Below are 14,652 nucleotides of genomic sequence, written 5' to 3' on the forward strand. Positions count from 1 at the left end.
GTCAGTTCCTGATAGCCCAAAATTTCAGTTCAAGCTCAGAGAACTCACCCGACACATGGAAGGCAAAGCCGCCTGAGCGCTGCATTTGCGCCAGATCGTCGGCATTGAGTTCGAGGATGAAATAGGTTTTGTCGGCGTGAACGGGATTTTCCGCGGATCTACGGCCAGCCAGTCGATCGGGACGTTTTCATACAACGATTGAGCCTTGCCCCGCTCACGCTCCAGGGCCTCGAACTCATGAGAGAAACGCACGTCGCTGCCCGCAAAGCTGTCTTTGAATACCGGCGATTTGGCCAAACTGATAACCCGCGCATACAGCTTGTTGGCTTAGGTCATGGCCTGCCGCCAATCAAAGAAGAACGCGCTCCGAATGCTGTCCAAAAATAAGAAAAAGTTGCCATTGGCCACTACCGATTCCGTTCAAGTGGCGAGACAGTATTGGAAAGGAAAAGTAAAAAATGTCGGAATTTTCCGTAATTCTAAAGGAAGCGTCTCGGAGCTAAAAAATCTTCATAACCATCTTTTAGGAGCATAATCGCTAGCATTTACAGCCCCATTCCTACGGCGCCCAAAGACAAATAGACACGGTGGCTCAATCCCCCGCCCAGTGAATGCACAAGCGCATTGAGCACCCGCACCCGCCGCCGGATTTGCCCCAAAACTCAGCGTCTGCTAGTGTCGGCCGGTTTTAACGCCTACCGAGAGCGCCGCCATGGCCCGCAAAAAAACTTCCCCGGATTTCGAGCAGTCCCTCGCAGAGCTGCAAACACTGGTCGAGCGCCTGGAAAACGGCGAGCTGTCGCTGGAAGACTCGCTGACAGCCTTCGAACAAGGCATTCGCCTGACCCGTGATTGCCAGGGCGCACTCACTCAAGCCGAGCAAAAAGTGCAGATCTTGCTTGAGCGTGATGGCGAACTGGCGCAAGAACCCTTTGATGCGGAACAGCCCGAATGATTGATGCCTACCAGGCCAGCAGCCAGGCCCGCGTCAATGCGGCCCTTGAACGCTTGTTTGTCGCGCCGTCGCCGCAATTGGCCCGTCTATATGAGGCCATGCGCTATAGCGTCATGAATGGAGGCAAGCGGGTTCGCCCGCTGCTGGCGTATGCCGCTTGCCAAGCCTTGGGCTGCCCACCCGAGCACGCCAACGGCGCAGCCTGCGCGGTAGAGCTTATTCATGCCTACTCGCTGGTACACGATGATTTGCCCGCGATGGACGACGACGACCTGCGCCGTGGCCAGCCCACTACGCACAAAGCCTTCGATGAAGCCTGCGCAATTCTGGCCGGTGACGGTTTGCAAAGCCTGGCGTTCAGCGCCCTGCTCGACACGCACATGAGCACACTGGATGCCCAGACGCGTTTACAGATGGTGTCTGACTTGGCATTGGCCGCAGGCCCGGCAGGCATGGTAGGCGGTCAAGCCATCGACCTCGGCTCAGTCGGTATCAAGCTTGATCAAAACGCTCTGGAATACATGCACCGGCACAAGACCGGCGCCCTGATCGAAGCCAGTGTGCAACTGGGCGCATTGGCCAGCGGCCGTGCCCAGCCCAGTGATTTGCAGGCACTGAAGGTGTACGCGCGGGCCATTGGTTTGGCGTTTCAAGTGCAGGACGACATCCTTGATGTGGAAGGCGATACCGCCACTCTGGGCAAACAGTCGGGCGCCGATGCGGCCCGTGACAAGCCTACGTATCCGTCTTTGATGGGCCTGAACGCCGCCAAAGCCTATGCACTTGAGCTGCGCGATCAGGCCATTGACGCCCTGCGACCTTTTGATGCAGCGGCAGAGCCATTGCGTGAACTGGCGCGCTATATCGTAGAGCGCCGCCACTAAAAGCGGCGCTATCCCGATATTTCAGACACGCTCTAATGCCAAGGTCTGACTAACGAATACCAGACTCCGTGGGCAGCTTACGTTGCATAAGGTAAACTGCCGCCTCTTCTTATACCTATAACGATTCGCCTGATGCCAACGACGTTTCATGAGTTTCCCCGCAAGCGCCCGACCACGCCCCTGCTCGACCGAGCCGGCACGCCTGCGGGCCTGCGCCGGTTAGCCGAAGCCGAGCTGGAACCTTTGGCCGATGAGTTGCGCCAGGAACTGCTCTACACCGTCGGCCAGACGGGCGGGCATTTTGGTGCAGGCTTAGGCGTCATCGAGCTGACCATCGCGTTGCACTACGTGTTTGACACCCCGGACGACCGCGTGGTGTGGGACGTGGGTCATCAGGCGTATCCGCACAAAATCCTCACCGGCCGTCGCGAGCAAATGGCGACCTTGCGCCAGAAGGACGGCGTTGCCGCCTTCCCGCGTCGCTCAGAGAGCGAGTACGACACCTTTGGCGTCGGTCACTCCAGCACCTCGATCAGCGCTGCGCTGGGCATGGCAATTGCCGCCCGTTTGCAAAACAGCGACCGCAAGGCCATTGCGGTGATCGGTGATGGCGCCTTGACCGCTGGCATGGCGTTTGAAGCGTTGAACCATGCGCCGGAGGTCAACGCCAACATGCTGGTGATCCTCAACGACAACGACATGTCGATCTCGCGCAATGTGGGCGGGCTGTCCAACTACCTGGCCAAAATTCTGTCGAGCCGCACCTACGCCAGCATGCGCGAAGGCAGCAAGAAAGTGCTGTCGCGCTTGCCTGGCGCCTGGGAAATCGCCCGCCGTACCGAAGAATATGCCAAAGGCATGTTGGTGCCCGGCACGTTGTTTGAAGAACTGGGCTGGAACTACATCGGCCCGATTGACGGCCATGACCTGCCCACGCTGATCGCGACGCTGCGCAACATGCGTGACCTCAAAGGCCCGCAGTTCCTGCACATCGTCACCAAAAAGGGCAAGGGCTTCGCCCCGGCAGAAGTCGACCCGATCGGTTACCACGCCATCACCAAACTTGAACCGCTGGACGCGCCAAAAGCCGCACCCAAAGCCGCGAGCGGGCCTAAGTATTCCGCCGTGTTTGGCGAGTGGTTGTGCGACATGGCCGCCGCCGACCAGCGCCTGGTGGGCATTACCCCGGCGATGAAAGAGGGGTCGGATCTGATCGCGTTCAGCGAGCGCTTCCCGTTGCGTTATTTCGACGTGGCCATTGCTGAACAACACGCCGTAACCTTTGCCGCGGGCATGGCCTGTGAAGGCGCCAAGCCAGTGGTGGCCATTTATTCGACGTTCCTGCAACGCGGTTATGACCAGTTGGTGCACGACGTGGCCGTGCAAAACCTGGACGTGCTGTTTGCCATCGACCGTGCGGGCCTGGTGGGTGAAGACGGGCCAACCCATGCCGGCAGCTTCGACCTGTCTTACCTGCGCTGCATTCCGGGCATGGTCATCATGACCCCGAGTGACGAAAACCAATTGCGCAAAATGCTCACCACCGGCCATCTGTATAACGGCCCGGCGGCGGTGCGTTACCCACGCGGTACGGGGCCCAATACGCCTATCGAGAAAACACTGGAACCGATCGAGATCGGCAAAGGCGTGATCCGTCGCAAAGGGTCGAAAGTGGCGATGCTGGTGTTCGGCGTGCAACTGGCCCAAGCCCTGCAAGTGGCCGAAACACTCGACGCCACTGTGGTCGACATGCGTTTCGTTAAACCGATGGATGAAGCGCTGGTGCGAGAAATTGCCAACAGCCACGACCTGTTGGTGACCGTCGAAGAAAACGCCATCATGGGCGGCGCAGGCTCAGCGGTCAGTGAGTTCATGGCCCGCGAAAACCTGCTTAAGCCCATGCTTCACCTGGGCTTGCCGGACGTGTACGTCGAGCACGCCAAACCGAGCCAGATGCTGGCCGAATGCGGTCTGGATGCGCCAGGCATTGAAGCCTCGGTGCGCCAGCGCATGGCACTGCTGGGGCTTTGAAAAACACTCTGTAGTCGCTGCCGCAGGCTGCGAAGGGTTGGGGGTGCGTCGTGGCGACGGACCTTTTTCTTGAAGGCCTTGGGCCCTTATCGCAGCCTGCGGCGGCGACTACAGAATCCGGATTCCATGAAACATCTGCGCACAGCCTTATTCCTCAGCTTTATCCCTGCCAGCTCGCTGATGGCCGACGCCATTGAACGTGACGACGCGCTCAAGCTCCCGCAAACACTGATCACCGGCAATCGCCAGGTAGAGGCGCGCTCGGACAGCAGCAGCGCCAATACAGTGTTTACCCGCGCCGACATCGACCGCCTGCAACCCACCAGCCTGAGCGACCTGCTGGGGCGCGTGCCCGGCGTACAAGTCGCACGCAGTGGTGGGCGCGGGGCGTTACCGGGCATCTATATTCGCGGCACCAAGTCAGCGCAAAGCCTGGTTCTGGTCGACGGCCAGCGCATGGCCAATGCCACGTCGGCCGACAGCAACCTGCAATACCTGAACATTGACCAGATCGAGCGCGTAGAAGTGCTGCGCGGCTCGCGCTCGGTGATTTATGGCAGCGATGCCATTGGCGGAGTGATTCAGATTTTCACCCGACGTGGCGCCCATCAAGCGCCGCAACTGCGCCTGCACAGTGCGACAGGCAGGTATGGCAGCTCGCAAAACAGCGTGGGGGTTTCTGGCGGGGATGCGCAAACACGCTTCAACCTCAGCGGGGCGCTGGAGGAAACGGCGGGTATTAATCGCACCACCGTGTCCTACCCGGTCGATAACGATCACGACGCTTACCGCAACAAATCCGTCAGCCTGAACCTGAACCACAGCCTGAGCGACACACTGGAAGTCGGGATCAGTGCCATCAAGAGCACCGGCAAAACCGAACTGGATGCCATGTTCGGCCAACAGGGCTACAGCGATTTCGACATCAGCAGCGTGGGCAGTTTTATCGATGCGCAGCTCTCAGAGCGCTGGAACTCACGCCTTGAGCTGGGCCATAGCGAGAACCGCGAGAAGACCCGGGACAAGCTCAGCCCTGCCCTTTACAGCTTCAACACCTATCGCGACGCGTTGAATTGGCAGAACACCCTGACGCTGGACGATCAAAACAGCCTGATGCTTGGCCTTGATACGTATGAAGACCGGGTACGCAGCAGCACTGACTTTGAGCAAGACAGCCGCTGGAACCGCGCAGCGTTTGTTCAGCATCGCTTTGAGGGTGAGTACTTTTCGACGGAGCTGGGGCTGCGTCACGACAAAAACCAACAATTTGGTAGCAACAACACCTGGAGTGGCAGCCTGACGGTGCCGTTGAATGCGGACAACGATGTGCTGTTGTCCTACAGCGAGGGCTTTCGTGCGCCAACGTTTAACGATTTGTACTACCCGCAGTTTGGCAACCCGTCACTCAAACCCGAGCACTCCAAAAGCTACGAGCTGCAATGGCGCAGTCAGTTAAGCGACACAAGCCGACTGGAGACATCGCTGTATCGCACAGACATTCGCGACGCAATCGTGGCGGATGCCGACTGGATTCAGCAAAACATCGGCTCAGCCCGCATAACCGGTTTTGAAAGCGCCCTGCACCAAGAGTGGTTCGGCTGGCAAAGTAGCCTGGGCGTCGCAATCATCGACCCGCGCGACCGTGACACGGGCAAAACCCTGAGCCGTCGTGCGCGGCGCACGTTGAGCCTGGATCTGGATCGTCAGTTTGATCGCCTTGGCGTCGGCGCCAGTTGGCAAGCGGTGAGCAGCAGCTATAACGACGAAGCCAATCAACAGCCGATTGGCGGCTATGGACTGTTAGGGCTGCGGGGCAACTGGCAAGCCAGTTCAGAAGTGCGCCTGGAGGTGAAAGTCGACAACCTGCTGGATAAAACCTTCACCCGCGCGCTATACGGCTATGAAGGGCAGTATTACGGCTATCGCGAAGAGCGGCGCAGCCTGCAATTTGGCGTGACCTGGACGCCCCCCTTATAACCCCGACGGCTGTGTTTTTTTAGATCAACCGCTCGCAGCCTTCGCCAGCGTCTACGGGGTTATCGACAGTTGCTGACAGAGCTTGGCTGTTGCTTCGATCATCTGCCCGCTCGGCCGTTCAAGACCTTTGTCGCTCAATAAAAGTAATCGCCCGTGCTTTACCGCGTCGATCTGCGGCCAGGCTTTCCAAGCAGTCAACTGCGCCTGGGTGCCTGCAATGATCACCTCAGGGTTGCGCTGCAACACAGACTCGATGCTGACCTGCGGTGCAGGCAGATGAAGGTCCGCAAACACATTGCTGGCGCCGCATACCGCCAGCGCATCGCTGATGATTTGCCCGCCACCTACGGTGTACAGCGGTTGATCCCACACTTGGTAAAACACCCGCAACGGCGTATCACGGTGATACTGCGCACGCAGCTCAGCCAGCCGCGCCCGCCACTGCGTGGCCAGTTCAAGGCCGCGCTCGGGGCGATTCAAGGCAACGGCCAGGGCTTGGACCTGATCGGCCAATTCACTCAGACTTTTGGGTTCAGCACTGTAGGTCGGGATGTTCAACCGGCGCAGTTGTTCGCGTTGCGCAACGCCGACACTGCCCGGCCATAGCAAGAGCAAGTCCGGTTGCAGGCTGACCACGCGCTCCATGTCCAACTGGCCATAGCCGCCCACTGAAGGGACATGGGCCAGTTCCGGCACGGGTTCGCCTGCGTCCAGACGCCCGACCAGCAGGTCGCTGGCGCCCAGCTCTACCACCATTTCAGACAGCGACGGTGCCAGGCTGACCACCCGCGTGGCGGCCATGCCGGGTACGCCCACGGCCAGCAACGCAAGCGCCAGCCACAGGCGCATCAACCGACCTGACGAGGAATGCGATAGAGGTAAAACAGCACCAGCGTCGACAACGCCAGTAACAACAGCGGCACACCTTCAAGCCCGACAAATACCGCCAGCGCGGCGATCCAGGCAGGCAGCCCGGCGGCCAGCAAAGCACGCCGCCGGACCTGCGCCAGATGAGCCCAGGCAGCAGACTCTTGCGCGGTATCGAGGGCTTTTTGCAGGTTGATCAGGCCATGTTTGTAGGGGCTGAACGTGCGCAGGGTGACAAACATCGACGCCACCCCGGCAATAAAGAAAGGCATTGTCAGCCCAGGCAGCAAGGGTTCGGACTTACCGAAAAACCAGTTGGCCAATGCCAGCGGCAGCAGGGTCAGTACCAACTGTTGCCACCAACTGAAACTCAAACGCCGACGACGCTGGCCCCGGGTCACGCCGGATCAGCCTCGTTCTGGTGTTGATTGCCCATCATGTGCCCGAGTTTATTGGCCTTGGTCGCCAGGTACAGCTTGTTGTGCGGGTTGTGGCCGGTGTGCAGCGGCACACGCTCAGCGACGGTGATGCCCATATCGGTCAAGGCTTTGACCTTGCGCGGGTTGTTGGTCATCAAGCGCAGGGACTTGACGCTCATGTGCTCAAGCATCGGCAGGCAGATTGCGTAATCACGCTGATCGGCCGCAAAGCCCAGACGTTCGTTGGCCTCAACGGTGTCAGCGCCGCCGTCCTGCAACTCATAGGCACGGATCTTGTTCAGCAGGCCAATGCCGCGGCCTTCCTGACGCAAGTACAGCAACACGCCGCGGCCTTCGCGGGCGATGGCTTGCAAGGCCGCTTCGAGCTGTGAACCACAGTCACAGCGCTGGCTGAACAGTGCATCGCCGGTCAGGCATTCAGAATGCACCCGACCCAACACGGGCGCGCCATCCGCTACGTCGCCCAAACTGAGCACAACGTGTTCACGACCCGTGGCTTTCTCAAGGAAGCCATGCATGGTGAATTCGGCAAAGGGAGTAGGGAGTTTGCAAGCTGCAACAAAAGCGACGGGCACCGTGTGCTCCTGATCAAATGAGGACTGGAGATTCGCAGAGGCGCATTGTAACAGGACGTTCCTACAGACGCTTAGGCTGAATTATCGGAGATAACGATCAAAAAGTTTGATGGCTTTTCGCAGCAACACCCCCCTCTGTAGTCGCTGCCGAAGACTGCGACCACTGAGGGCGTCAGCCTGGAAAGTGCTGGTAGCCGCAGATTGCCGGGGTGATGTCTTGGCCGTGCTCGTCGATCAGACTGACGCCCTGCCCTTCAACCACACGCCCAATAACGTGGATCGGCCAGCCGTCCGCCAGCAGGATCGGCACATCGCGCTCAGGCAAGGTAAACGCCAGTACGTAGTCGTCGCCGCCGCTCAAGGCCGCTTGCTGCGCGCCCGCGCTGCCCAGAAATTCTTCCAGGGCCAATGAGACCGGCACGCGATCACTGTCGATCAGCAGCCGCACCTGTGACGCCAGCGCGAGGTGCCCGCAATCGGCCAACAAGCCGTCGGAGATATCCAGCGCGCAGGTGGCTTTGCCGCGCAGCGCCTGACCCAACGCCAGTTGCGGCTGCGGCGACCAGTAATGCGCCAGCAAAGGTTGCGCAACAAACGATTCGGCACTGCGCTGGCCCAACACCAAGGGCAAGGCCCCGGCGGCATTGCCCAACTCACCGCCCACACACAGCACATCACCCGGCTGCGCACCGCTGCGGGTCAGGGCACACCCGCTGGGCACGCGGCCGAACACCGTGAGCGTCAGGCACAGCGGCCCACGCGTGGTGTCGCCACCGATCAGGCGCAGATTGCACGCCACAGCCATTTGATTCAAACCCCGGGCGAACGCTTGCAGCCAATCGGCGTTAACCGTCGGCAAGGTCAGGGCAAGGGTAAACGCGAGGGGGGTTGCGCCCATGGCCGCCAAATCACTGGCCGCCACTGCCAGCGAACGCTGACCGAGCAAGAAAGGGTCGCAAGGATCTGCGAAGTGCACGCCTGCCACCAGCGTGTCGGTAGAGATGGCCAGTTGTTCCCCGAAGGGAACATCCAGCAGGGCGCAGTCGTCGCCAATACCCAGCGCAACGCCCTCGCCGCCTTGCGCACAAGGCGCGGCAGCGAAGACGGTGCGGATCAGCTCAAACTCGCCCATGGCACGCAGCGCTGTTTAGCGCTTGAACGCTTTAACTTCGGCTTCACGCAAGCGTGGCGCCAATTTGTCGAGTACACCGTTGACGAACTTGTGGCCGTCGGTGGAACCGTACACTTTGGCCAGCTCGATGCCTTCGTTGATCACAACGCGGTAAGGCACGTCGACACGTTTGATCAGCTCCCAGGTGGACAGGCGCAGTACAGCCAGCTCAACCGGGTCCAGCTCTTCGATGGTGATGTCCAGACACGGGGTCAGGGCAGCATCGATTTCGCCACGGTGTGCAGGCACGCCGTGCAGGATTTCACGGAAATAAGCCGCATCAACGTCAGTGAAGTCGTTATCAACGCGAAACTGCGCTTCGATTTCGTTCAACGAATGCTTGGCCATGTGCCACTGGTACAGCGCCTGGGTCGCGAGCTGACGCGCTTCGCGACGTTTAGCACTTTTAGAGGGCTTGCCAGCGTCCGCAGGTTTTGGATCGCGCGGGTTGAAACGATCGCTTTCGTCGGAAATCACTTGGCCTCCAACTGCGCCAACAGGCTGACCATTTCGAGGGCGGACAAGGCAGCTTCTGCGCCTTTGTTACCGGCTTTGGTGCCGGAACGCTCGATGGCTTGCTCGATGGAGTCAACGGTCAGCACGCCGAATGCAACCGGTACGCCGAACTGCATGGACACCTGGGCCAAGCCTTTGGTGCACTCGCCAGCAACGTATTCGAAGTGCGGCGTACCGCCACGAATCACAGCGCCCAGGGCGATGATGGCGGCGAATTCGTTGCGCTGGGCAACCTTCTGCGCAACCAACGGGATTTCGAACGCACCCGGCGCACGAATGATGGTGATGTCGCTTTCGTTCACACCGTGGCGAACCAGGGCATCAACGGCACCACTCACCAGGCTTTCGACAACAAAGCTGTTGAAACGGCCAACTACAAGTGCGTAGCGACCTTTGGGGGCAATGAAGGTACCTTCGATGGTCTTCAGGGTCATTCGGTATGTCTCGTATTAAAGAGCCAGAACGCACTCGCGTGCGTTCTTTAAGGAGTTTGGGCCACGAATTTCAGACGGGAAACACCCGGTCTTTATTCGGAGGGCACGTATTCTACAACTTCCAGATCGAAACCGGATATGGCGTTGAACTTCATTGGTGAACTCATGAGGCGCATTTTGCGCACACCAAGGTCACGCAGGATCTGCGAACCGGCACCCACGATGCTGTAAGTGGTCGGTTTTTTCACTGGCGCAGCGTCGGCAGTTTCGCGGATATGCGCCAGCAGTACGTCACCGTCCAGCGGATGACCCAGCAGCAATACAACCCCGCTACCGGCCTGTGCCACGGCACTCATGGCGGCGCGCAGGCTCCAGCGGCCGGGCTGCTTGACCATCAGCAGATCGCGCAGCGGGTCCATGTTGTGCACCCGTACCAGCGTCGGTTCGTCAGCGCAGATCTTGCCCAGGGTCAGCGCCATGTGCACATCACCTTCGACTGAATCACGATAGGTCACCAAATTGAATTGGCCCAGTTCGCTGTCCAATGGCTGCTCGGCAATCCGCTGAACGGTACGTTCGTGGATCATGCGGTAGTGGATCAGGTCAGCAATGGTGCCGATTTTTATGCCATGTTCGGCAGCAAATGTTTCAAGCTGCGGGCGACGGGACATGGTGCCGTCGTCGTTCATCACTTCGCAGATCACGCCGCTGGGTTCGAAACCAGCCATGCGCGCCAGGTCGCAGGCGGCTTCGGTGTGACCGGCGCGAGCCAGAGTGCCTCCCGCCTGGGCCATCAGCGGGAAGATGTGGCCGGGGCTGACGATGTCTTCGGCCTTGGCATCTTTGGCAGAGGCCGCTTGCACGGTGCGGGCGCGGTCAGCGGCAGAAATGCCCGTGGTGACGCCCGTCGCCGCTTCAATGGAAACAGTGAACTTGGTGCCAAAACCCGAACCGTTGCGCGGTGCCATCAAGGGCAATTTGAGCAGCTCGCAGCGCTCGCGGGTCATCGGCATACAGATCAAGCCACGGGCGAAGCGCGCCATGAAGTTGATGTGCTCAGCCTTGCAGCACTCGGCGGCCATGATCAGGTCGCCTTCGTTTTCGCGGTCTTCGTCATCCATGAGGATGACCATCTTGCCTTGGCGGATGTCTTCAACCAGTTCTTCGATGCTGTTGAGCGCCACGCGGCACCCCCTTAAGTCAGGATTTGAGGTAGCCGTTGGCGGCCAGAAAACTTTCGCTGATGGTGCTGCCCTGGGTCGGCTCGGCGGCTTTGTCGCCCAGCAACAAACGCTCCAGGTAACGCGCCAGCAGGTCAACTTCAAGGTTTACCCGGCGGCCAGGGCGGTAGTCGCCCATGATGGTTTCAGTCAGGGTATGCGGGATGATGGTCAGCGAGAATTCGGCGCCATTGACCGAGTTCACGGTCAGGCTGGTGCCGTCTACCGTGATCGAGCCTTTATGGGCGATGTACTTGGCCAGCGCTTTGGGTGCGCGGATACGGAACTCAATGGCGCGGGCGTTCTCCTCACGGAAGATCACCTCGCCCACGCCGTCCACGTGGCCGCTTACCAAATGGCCACCCAGACGTGTGGTCGGGGTCAGGGCCTTTTCCAGGTTGACCCGGCTGCCCGTTTTCAAATCATTGAACGCGGTGCAGTCCAACGTTTCGCGACTGACATCGGCCATAAAACCATTGCCCGGCAACTCAACCGCGGTCAGGCACACGCCGTTGATCGCGATGCTGTCGCCCAGCTTGACGTCGCTCAGGTCGAGCTTGCCGGTGTCTACATAAACCCGTACATCGCCACCTTTTGGGGTCAGTGCACGGATGTTGCCGATGGATTCGATAATGCCGGTAAACATGGCGTTCCCCTTGAGAACCAAGCCTGCGTAAAACGGAGGCTGAGAATTATACGCTCGCTGATGGCACAGGTATGGCAGTGACTCGCCAGTCATCCCCCACCGCGCGCATTTCGATGATCTTGAGCTCGCTCGCTTCGCTCATGCGGGTCAACGGCAGCTCCAGCAAGGGACGGGCCGTAGAGCCCAAAAACTTGGCTGCGATGAAAATCTGATACTCGTCCACCAGGCCCTGTTCGGCAAATGCACCCGCCAGACGAGGACCGGCTTCAACCAGCACTTCGTTGACATCGCGGGCGGCCAGCGCCCGCAGTAACTGGCGCAGATCGATCTGACCGTTCTCACCCGGAATCACCAGGCATTCGGGGCCTGTGCGGTATTGTTCGGCAGGCGGCACACAGGTGGCGACCAGCGCGGGGCCTGCCTTGAAGAACGGTGCATCCAGCGGCACGCGCAAGCGCCCGTCGATCAACACGCGCAGCGGCGCACGACTCATGGCCTGCGCGGTCTGCTCGGCGTCCAGCCCCAATTCATCGGCACGCACCGTTAAACGGGCGCCATCGGCCAGTACCGTGTCGGCACCGGTTATCACCACGCTGGCTTGCGCGCGCAAGCGCTGCACCGCAGAACGTGCGGCAGGCCCGGTGATCCATTGGCTCTCACCACTGGCCATCGCGGTGCGCCCGTCCAGGCTCATTGCCAGCTTGACCCGCACAAACGGCAGGCCATGCTCCATGCGCTTGAGAAAGCCCTGGTTCAAGGCACGCGCTTGAGATTCCAGCACGCCGCACCGCACCTCAATGCCAGCATCGGCCAAACGCTTGAGGCCACGCCCTGCGACTTCCGGGTTGGGGTCTTGCATGGCGGCCACCACGCGGGCGACCCCGGCATTGACCAAGCCTTCGGCGCACGGCGGGGTGCGCCCGTGATGACTGCACGGCTCAAGGGTGACGTAGGCCGTCGCCCCGCGAGCCAGTGCACCGGCGGCCCGCAAGGCGTGGACCTCGGCGTGCGGCTCACCCGCACGCACATGCCAGCCTTCGCCGACGATCTGGCCGTCACGCACGATGACGCAACCCACACGAGGGTTGGGGTGGGTGGTGTACAGCCCCTTACGGGCCAACTCGATGGCACGCGCCATGTAATGGGCGTCTAAAACCAGTTGCTCAGTGGACACAATCACTCCTTTGAAGGCTCACGGGCAAGGCGGTCGATCTCTTCGCGGAACTCATTGAGGTCCTGGAAGCGTCGATAAACAGAGGCAAAACGGATGTAGGCCACTTCATCGAGCTTTTGCAGCTCGCCCATGACCAGCTCACCCACGACCAGCGATTTGACTTCGCGTTCGCCGGTGGCGCGCAGCCTGCTTTTGATATGGGCCAGCGCCGCTTCAAGGCGCTCGACACTCACCGGGCGCTTTTCCAGCGCACGCTGCATGCCGGCGCGCAGTTTTTCTTCGTCGAACGGCTGACGACTGCCGTCTTGCTTGATAAGGCGGGGTAAGACCAACTCAGCTGTTTCAAAGGTGGTGAAACGCTCACCACAGGCCAGGCATTCACGCCGGCGGCGCACCTGATCGCCCTCGGCGACCAGACGCGAGTCGATGACTTTAGTGTCGTTGGCACCGCAGAAGGGACAGTGCATGGTGGCAGGCAACAAAAAATGGGGAGCGCCATGTTAGCGCATCCCACTGGCAAGACAAGCCATAGGCTTTACGGTATACAGTCCGCCTACTACGTTTTACACAATCTGATACAACGACTGACCTGCCGCTGGAGCCCACTATGTCGCTACGAACGCTTGTTTTGCTGTGCCTCGCCAGTTTGCTGGTCGCCTGTAGCAGTGAGCCGCCAAAGTCGGCACAACCCCAAGTGCTGGCGCAGCCAAAAACCGATGCCCCGGCCGATCTTGGCCCCCTGCCCGCCTATCAGCGTGAATTGAGTGGCGTGCTGACCGGCGTACCGGCTGGCGCAGAAGTCGAGTTGGCAATGCTGATCGTGGATGAACGCGGACGCCCTCAAGGGCTGATGGCCAGCAGCAAGATCATCGGCAATAGCCAGCCACTGCCGTTCAAGCTGCGATTCAACCCGCAAGCGTTTCCGGCCGGGGCACGGGTGGAACTGCGCGGGCGCGCCAGTCAGTCCGGGCAACTGATTCTGCACCTGCCGTCGCGCATCATCGGCCAACCCGCGACCCAGGCAATGGGCACCCTGGCACTCGTCAAAGCGCCATGAACATACCGTTCGACCTGCAACAGTCATTAAGTGAGCTGCTGGGTGATGCGCGGCTGGTGGCCACCGATCTGCCTGGCACCTCCCTCAAACTGTGGTTGATCGACGCGCACAACATGGACCGCGCCTTCACCCCGGACGAAACCCGGCGCATTCTCTACGAGCCGCCCTACTGGGCCTTTTGCTGGGCCAGCGGCCTGGCATTGGCGCGGTATCTGGCCGAACACCCGCAGTGGGTCAAAGGCAAGCGCGTACTGGATTTTGGCGCCGGTTCGGGGGTGGCGGCCATTGCCGCGGCCAAGGCCGGCGCGCTGCAAGTGCTGGCGTGTGATCTGGACCCATTGGCGCTGGCTGCCTGTCGAGCCAACGCTGAACTGAATAATGTGCAACTGAGTTATTCCAGCGACTTTTTTGCCGAGGCGGACCGCTTTGATCTGATTCTGGTGGCCGATGTGCTCTACGACCGGGAAAACCTGCCGCTACTGGATCAATTTTTGACTCGAGGGCAGCAGGCATTGGTGGCTGATTCGCGGGTGCGCGACTTTAAACATCCGCTGTACCGGCAACTGGCAACGCTCAGGGCATTGACCTTGCCCGACTTGGCCGAACCCCATGAGTTTCGCCAAGTGAGCCTATATCATGCGCAGCGCCGCAGTACGGCTTTCAGCGTGCCCGCACAGCCTTTATAGTTGCCCTCATTTACCTGTT

At 60.2% G+C, this 14,652-nt stretch carries 16 protein-coding genes and 1 pseudogene; 6 read left to right on the forward strand and 11 right to left on the reverse strand.

What is annotated here, in order from left to right:
* Position 1 precedes the first annotated feature (1 nt).
* Positions 2 to 145 (reverse strand): annotated as a pseudogene (tssK, locus tag GYN01_RS06995) (type VI secretion system baseplate subunit TssK); the annotation flags it as partial.
* Between the two features lie 567 nt (positions 146 to 712).
* On the opposite strand from tssK, the gene GYN01_RS07000 reads away from it, so the two are divergent.
* The 4 genes from GYN01_RS07000 (at position 713) to GYN01_RS07015 (ending at position 5,847) form a co-directional block, all read left to right on the forward strand.
* Positions 713 to 955 carry an exodeoxyribonuclease VII small subunit gene (locus GYN01_RS07000; protein WP_048362345.1) on the forward strand — a complete coding sequence of 81 codons (243 nt, stop codon included), beginning with the start codon at positions 713 to 715 and terminating at the stop codon, positions 953 to 955.
* On the forward strand, positions 952 to 1,839 hold the full coding sequence (ispA, locus tag GYN01_RS07005; protein ID WP_048362344.1) for a (2E,6E)-farnesyl diphosphate synthase: 888 nt from the start codon (positions 952 to 954) through the stop codon (positions 1,837 to 1,839). Before GYN01_RS07000 ends, ispA begins: the two co-directional genes overlap by 4 nt.
* Positions 1,840 to 1,971: 132 nt before the next feature.
* Complete coding sequence (gene dxs, locus GYN01_RS07010) at positions 1,972 to 3,870, forward strand: 1-deoxy-D-xylulose-5-phosphate synthase (protein ID WP_048362343.1); 1,899 nt, start codon at positions 1,972 to 1,974, stop codon at positions 3,868 to 3,870.
* Positions 3,871 to 3,996: 126 nt separating this feature from the next.
* Positions 3,997 to 5,847: a TonB-dependent receptor domain-containing protein gene (locus GYN01_RS07015; protein ID WP_203306768.1), complete on the forward strand. Its 1,851-nt coding sequence runs from the start codon at positions 3,997 to 3,999 to the stop codon at positions 5,845 to 5,847.
* Positions 5,848 to 5,898: 51 nt separating this feature from the next.
* Here the strand turns inward: GYN01_RS07015 and GYN01_RS07020 are convergent, their stop codons facing one another.
* The 10 genes from GYN01_RS07020 to nrdR form a co-directional block, all read right to left on the reverse strand.
* A complete protein-coding gene (locus tag GYN01_RS07020) occupies positions 5,899 to 6,696 on the reverse strand; it encodes a cobalamin-binding protein (RefSeq protein WP_048401518.1) in 798 nt (265 codons plus the stop codon).
* Positions 6,696 to 7,115: a hypothetical protein gene (locus tag GYN01_RS07025; protein WP_048401520.1), complete on the reverse strand. Its 420-nt coding sequence runs from the start codon at positions 7,113 to 7,115 to the stop codon at positions 6,696 to 6,698. The genes GYN01_RS07020 and GYN01_RS07025 overlap by 1 nt, the downstream gene beginning before the upstream one ends.
* Entirely contained in the window at positions 7,112 to 7,729 is a 618-nt protein-coding gene (gene ribA, locus GYN01_RS07030; RefSeq protein ID WP_048362339.1) for a GTP cyclohydrolase II, read from the reverse strand. Before ribA ends, GYN01_RS07025 begins: the two co-directional genes overlap by 4 nt.
* Before the next feature lie 172 nt (positions 7,730 to 7,901).
* Complete coding sequence (gene thiL, locus GYN01_RS07035) at positions 7,902 to 8,861, reverse strand: thiamine-phosphate kinase (RefSeq protein WP_203306769.1); 960 nt, start codon at positions 8,859 to 8,861, stop codon at positions 7,902 to 7,904.
* 15 nt (positions 8,862 to 8,876) lie between these two features.
* On the reverse strand, positions 8,877 to 9,377 hold the full coding sequence (gene nusB / locus GYN01_RS07040) for a transcription antitermination factor NusB (RefSeq protein ID WP_019409429.1): 501 nt from the start codon (positions 9,375 to 9,377) through the stop codon (positions 8,877 to 8,879).
* The gene (gene ribH / locus GYN01_RS07045) at positions 9,374 to 9,850 is read right to left on the reverse strand and encodes a 6,7-dimethyl-8-ribityllumazine synthase (RefSeq protein WP_048362336.1); all 477 of its coding nucleotides are present in this window, start codon (positions 9,848 to 9,850) and stop codon (positions 9,374 to 9,376) included. Before ribH ends, nusB begins: the two co-directional genes overlap by 4 nt.
* A gap of 92 nt (positions 9,851 to 9,942) precedes the next feature.
* Positions 9,943 to 11,034: a bifunctional 3,4-dihydroxy-2-butanone-4-phosphate synthase/GTP cyclohydrolase II gene (ribBA, locus tag GYN01_RS07050; RefSeq protein WP_048362335.1), complete on the reverse strand. Its 1,092-nt coding sequence runs from the start codon at positions 11,032 to 11,034 to the stop codon at positions 9,943 to 9,945.
* Between the two features lie 16 nt (positions 11,035 to 11,050).
* Positions 11,051 to 11,716, reverse strand: coding sequence for a riboflavin synthase (locus tag GYN01_RS07055; RefSeq protein WP_059763749.1), 666 nt, complete (start codon positions 11,714 to 11,716; stop codon positions 11,051 to 11,053).
* A 46-nt stretch (positions 11,717 to 11,762) separates the two neighbouring features.
* Positions 11,763 to 12,854, reverse strand: a complete 1,092-nt coding sequence (ribD, locus tag GYN01_RS07060; protein ID WP_048401577.1) for a bifunctional diaminohydroxyphosphoribosylaminopyrimidine deaminase/5-amino-6-(5-phosphoribosylamino)uracil reductase RibD — start codon at positions 12,852 to 12,854, stop codon at positions 11,763 to 11,765.
* 38 nt (positions 12,855 to 12,892) lie between these two features.
* Entirely contained in the window at positions 12,893 to 13,357 is a 465-nt protein-coding gene (nrdR, locus tag GYN01_RS07065) for a transcriptional regulator NrdR (RefSeq protein WP_165599938.1), read from the reverse strand.
* Positions 13,358 to 13,497: 140 nt separating this feature from the next.
* Between nrdR and GYN01_RS07070 the strand changes: the two genes are divergently transcribed.
* Positions 13,498 to 13,947 (forward strand): YbaY family lipoprotein, encoded by a 450-nt coding sequence (locus GYN01_RS07070; RefSeq protein ID WP_048362333.1) that lies wholly within the window; start codon positions 13,498 to 13,500, stop codon positions 13,945 to 13,947.
* Positions 13,944 to 14,633: a class I SAM-dependent methyltransferase gene (locus tag GYN01_RS07075; RefSeq protein ID WP_048401524.1), complete on the forward strand. Its 690-nt coding sequence runs from the start codon at positions 13,944 to 13,946 to the stop codon at positions 14,631 to 14,633. Before GYN01_RS07070 ends, GYN01_RS07075 begins: the two co-directional genes overlap by 4 nt.
* The last annotated feature ends 19 nt before the right edge of the window (positions 14,634 to 14,652 follow it).

Origin of the sequence: Pseudomonas weihenstephanensis (assembly GCF_016812185.1) — a bacterium.
Lineage (GTDB): Bacteria > Pseudomonadota > Gammaproteobacteria > Pseudomonadales > Pseudomonadaceae > Aquipseudomonas > Aquipseudomonas weihenstephanensis.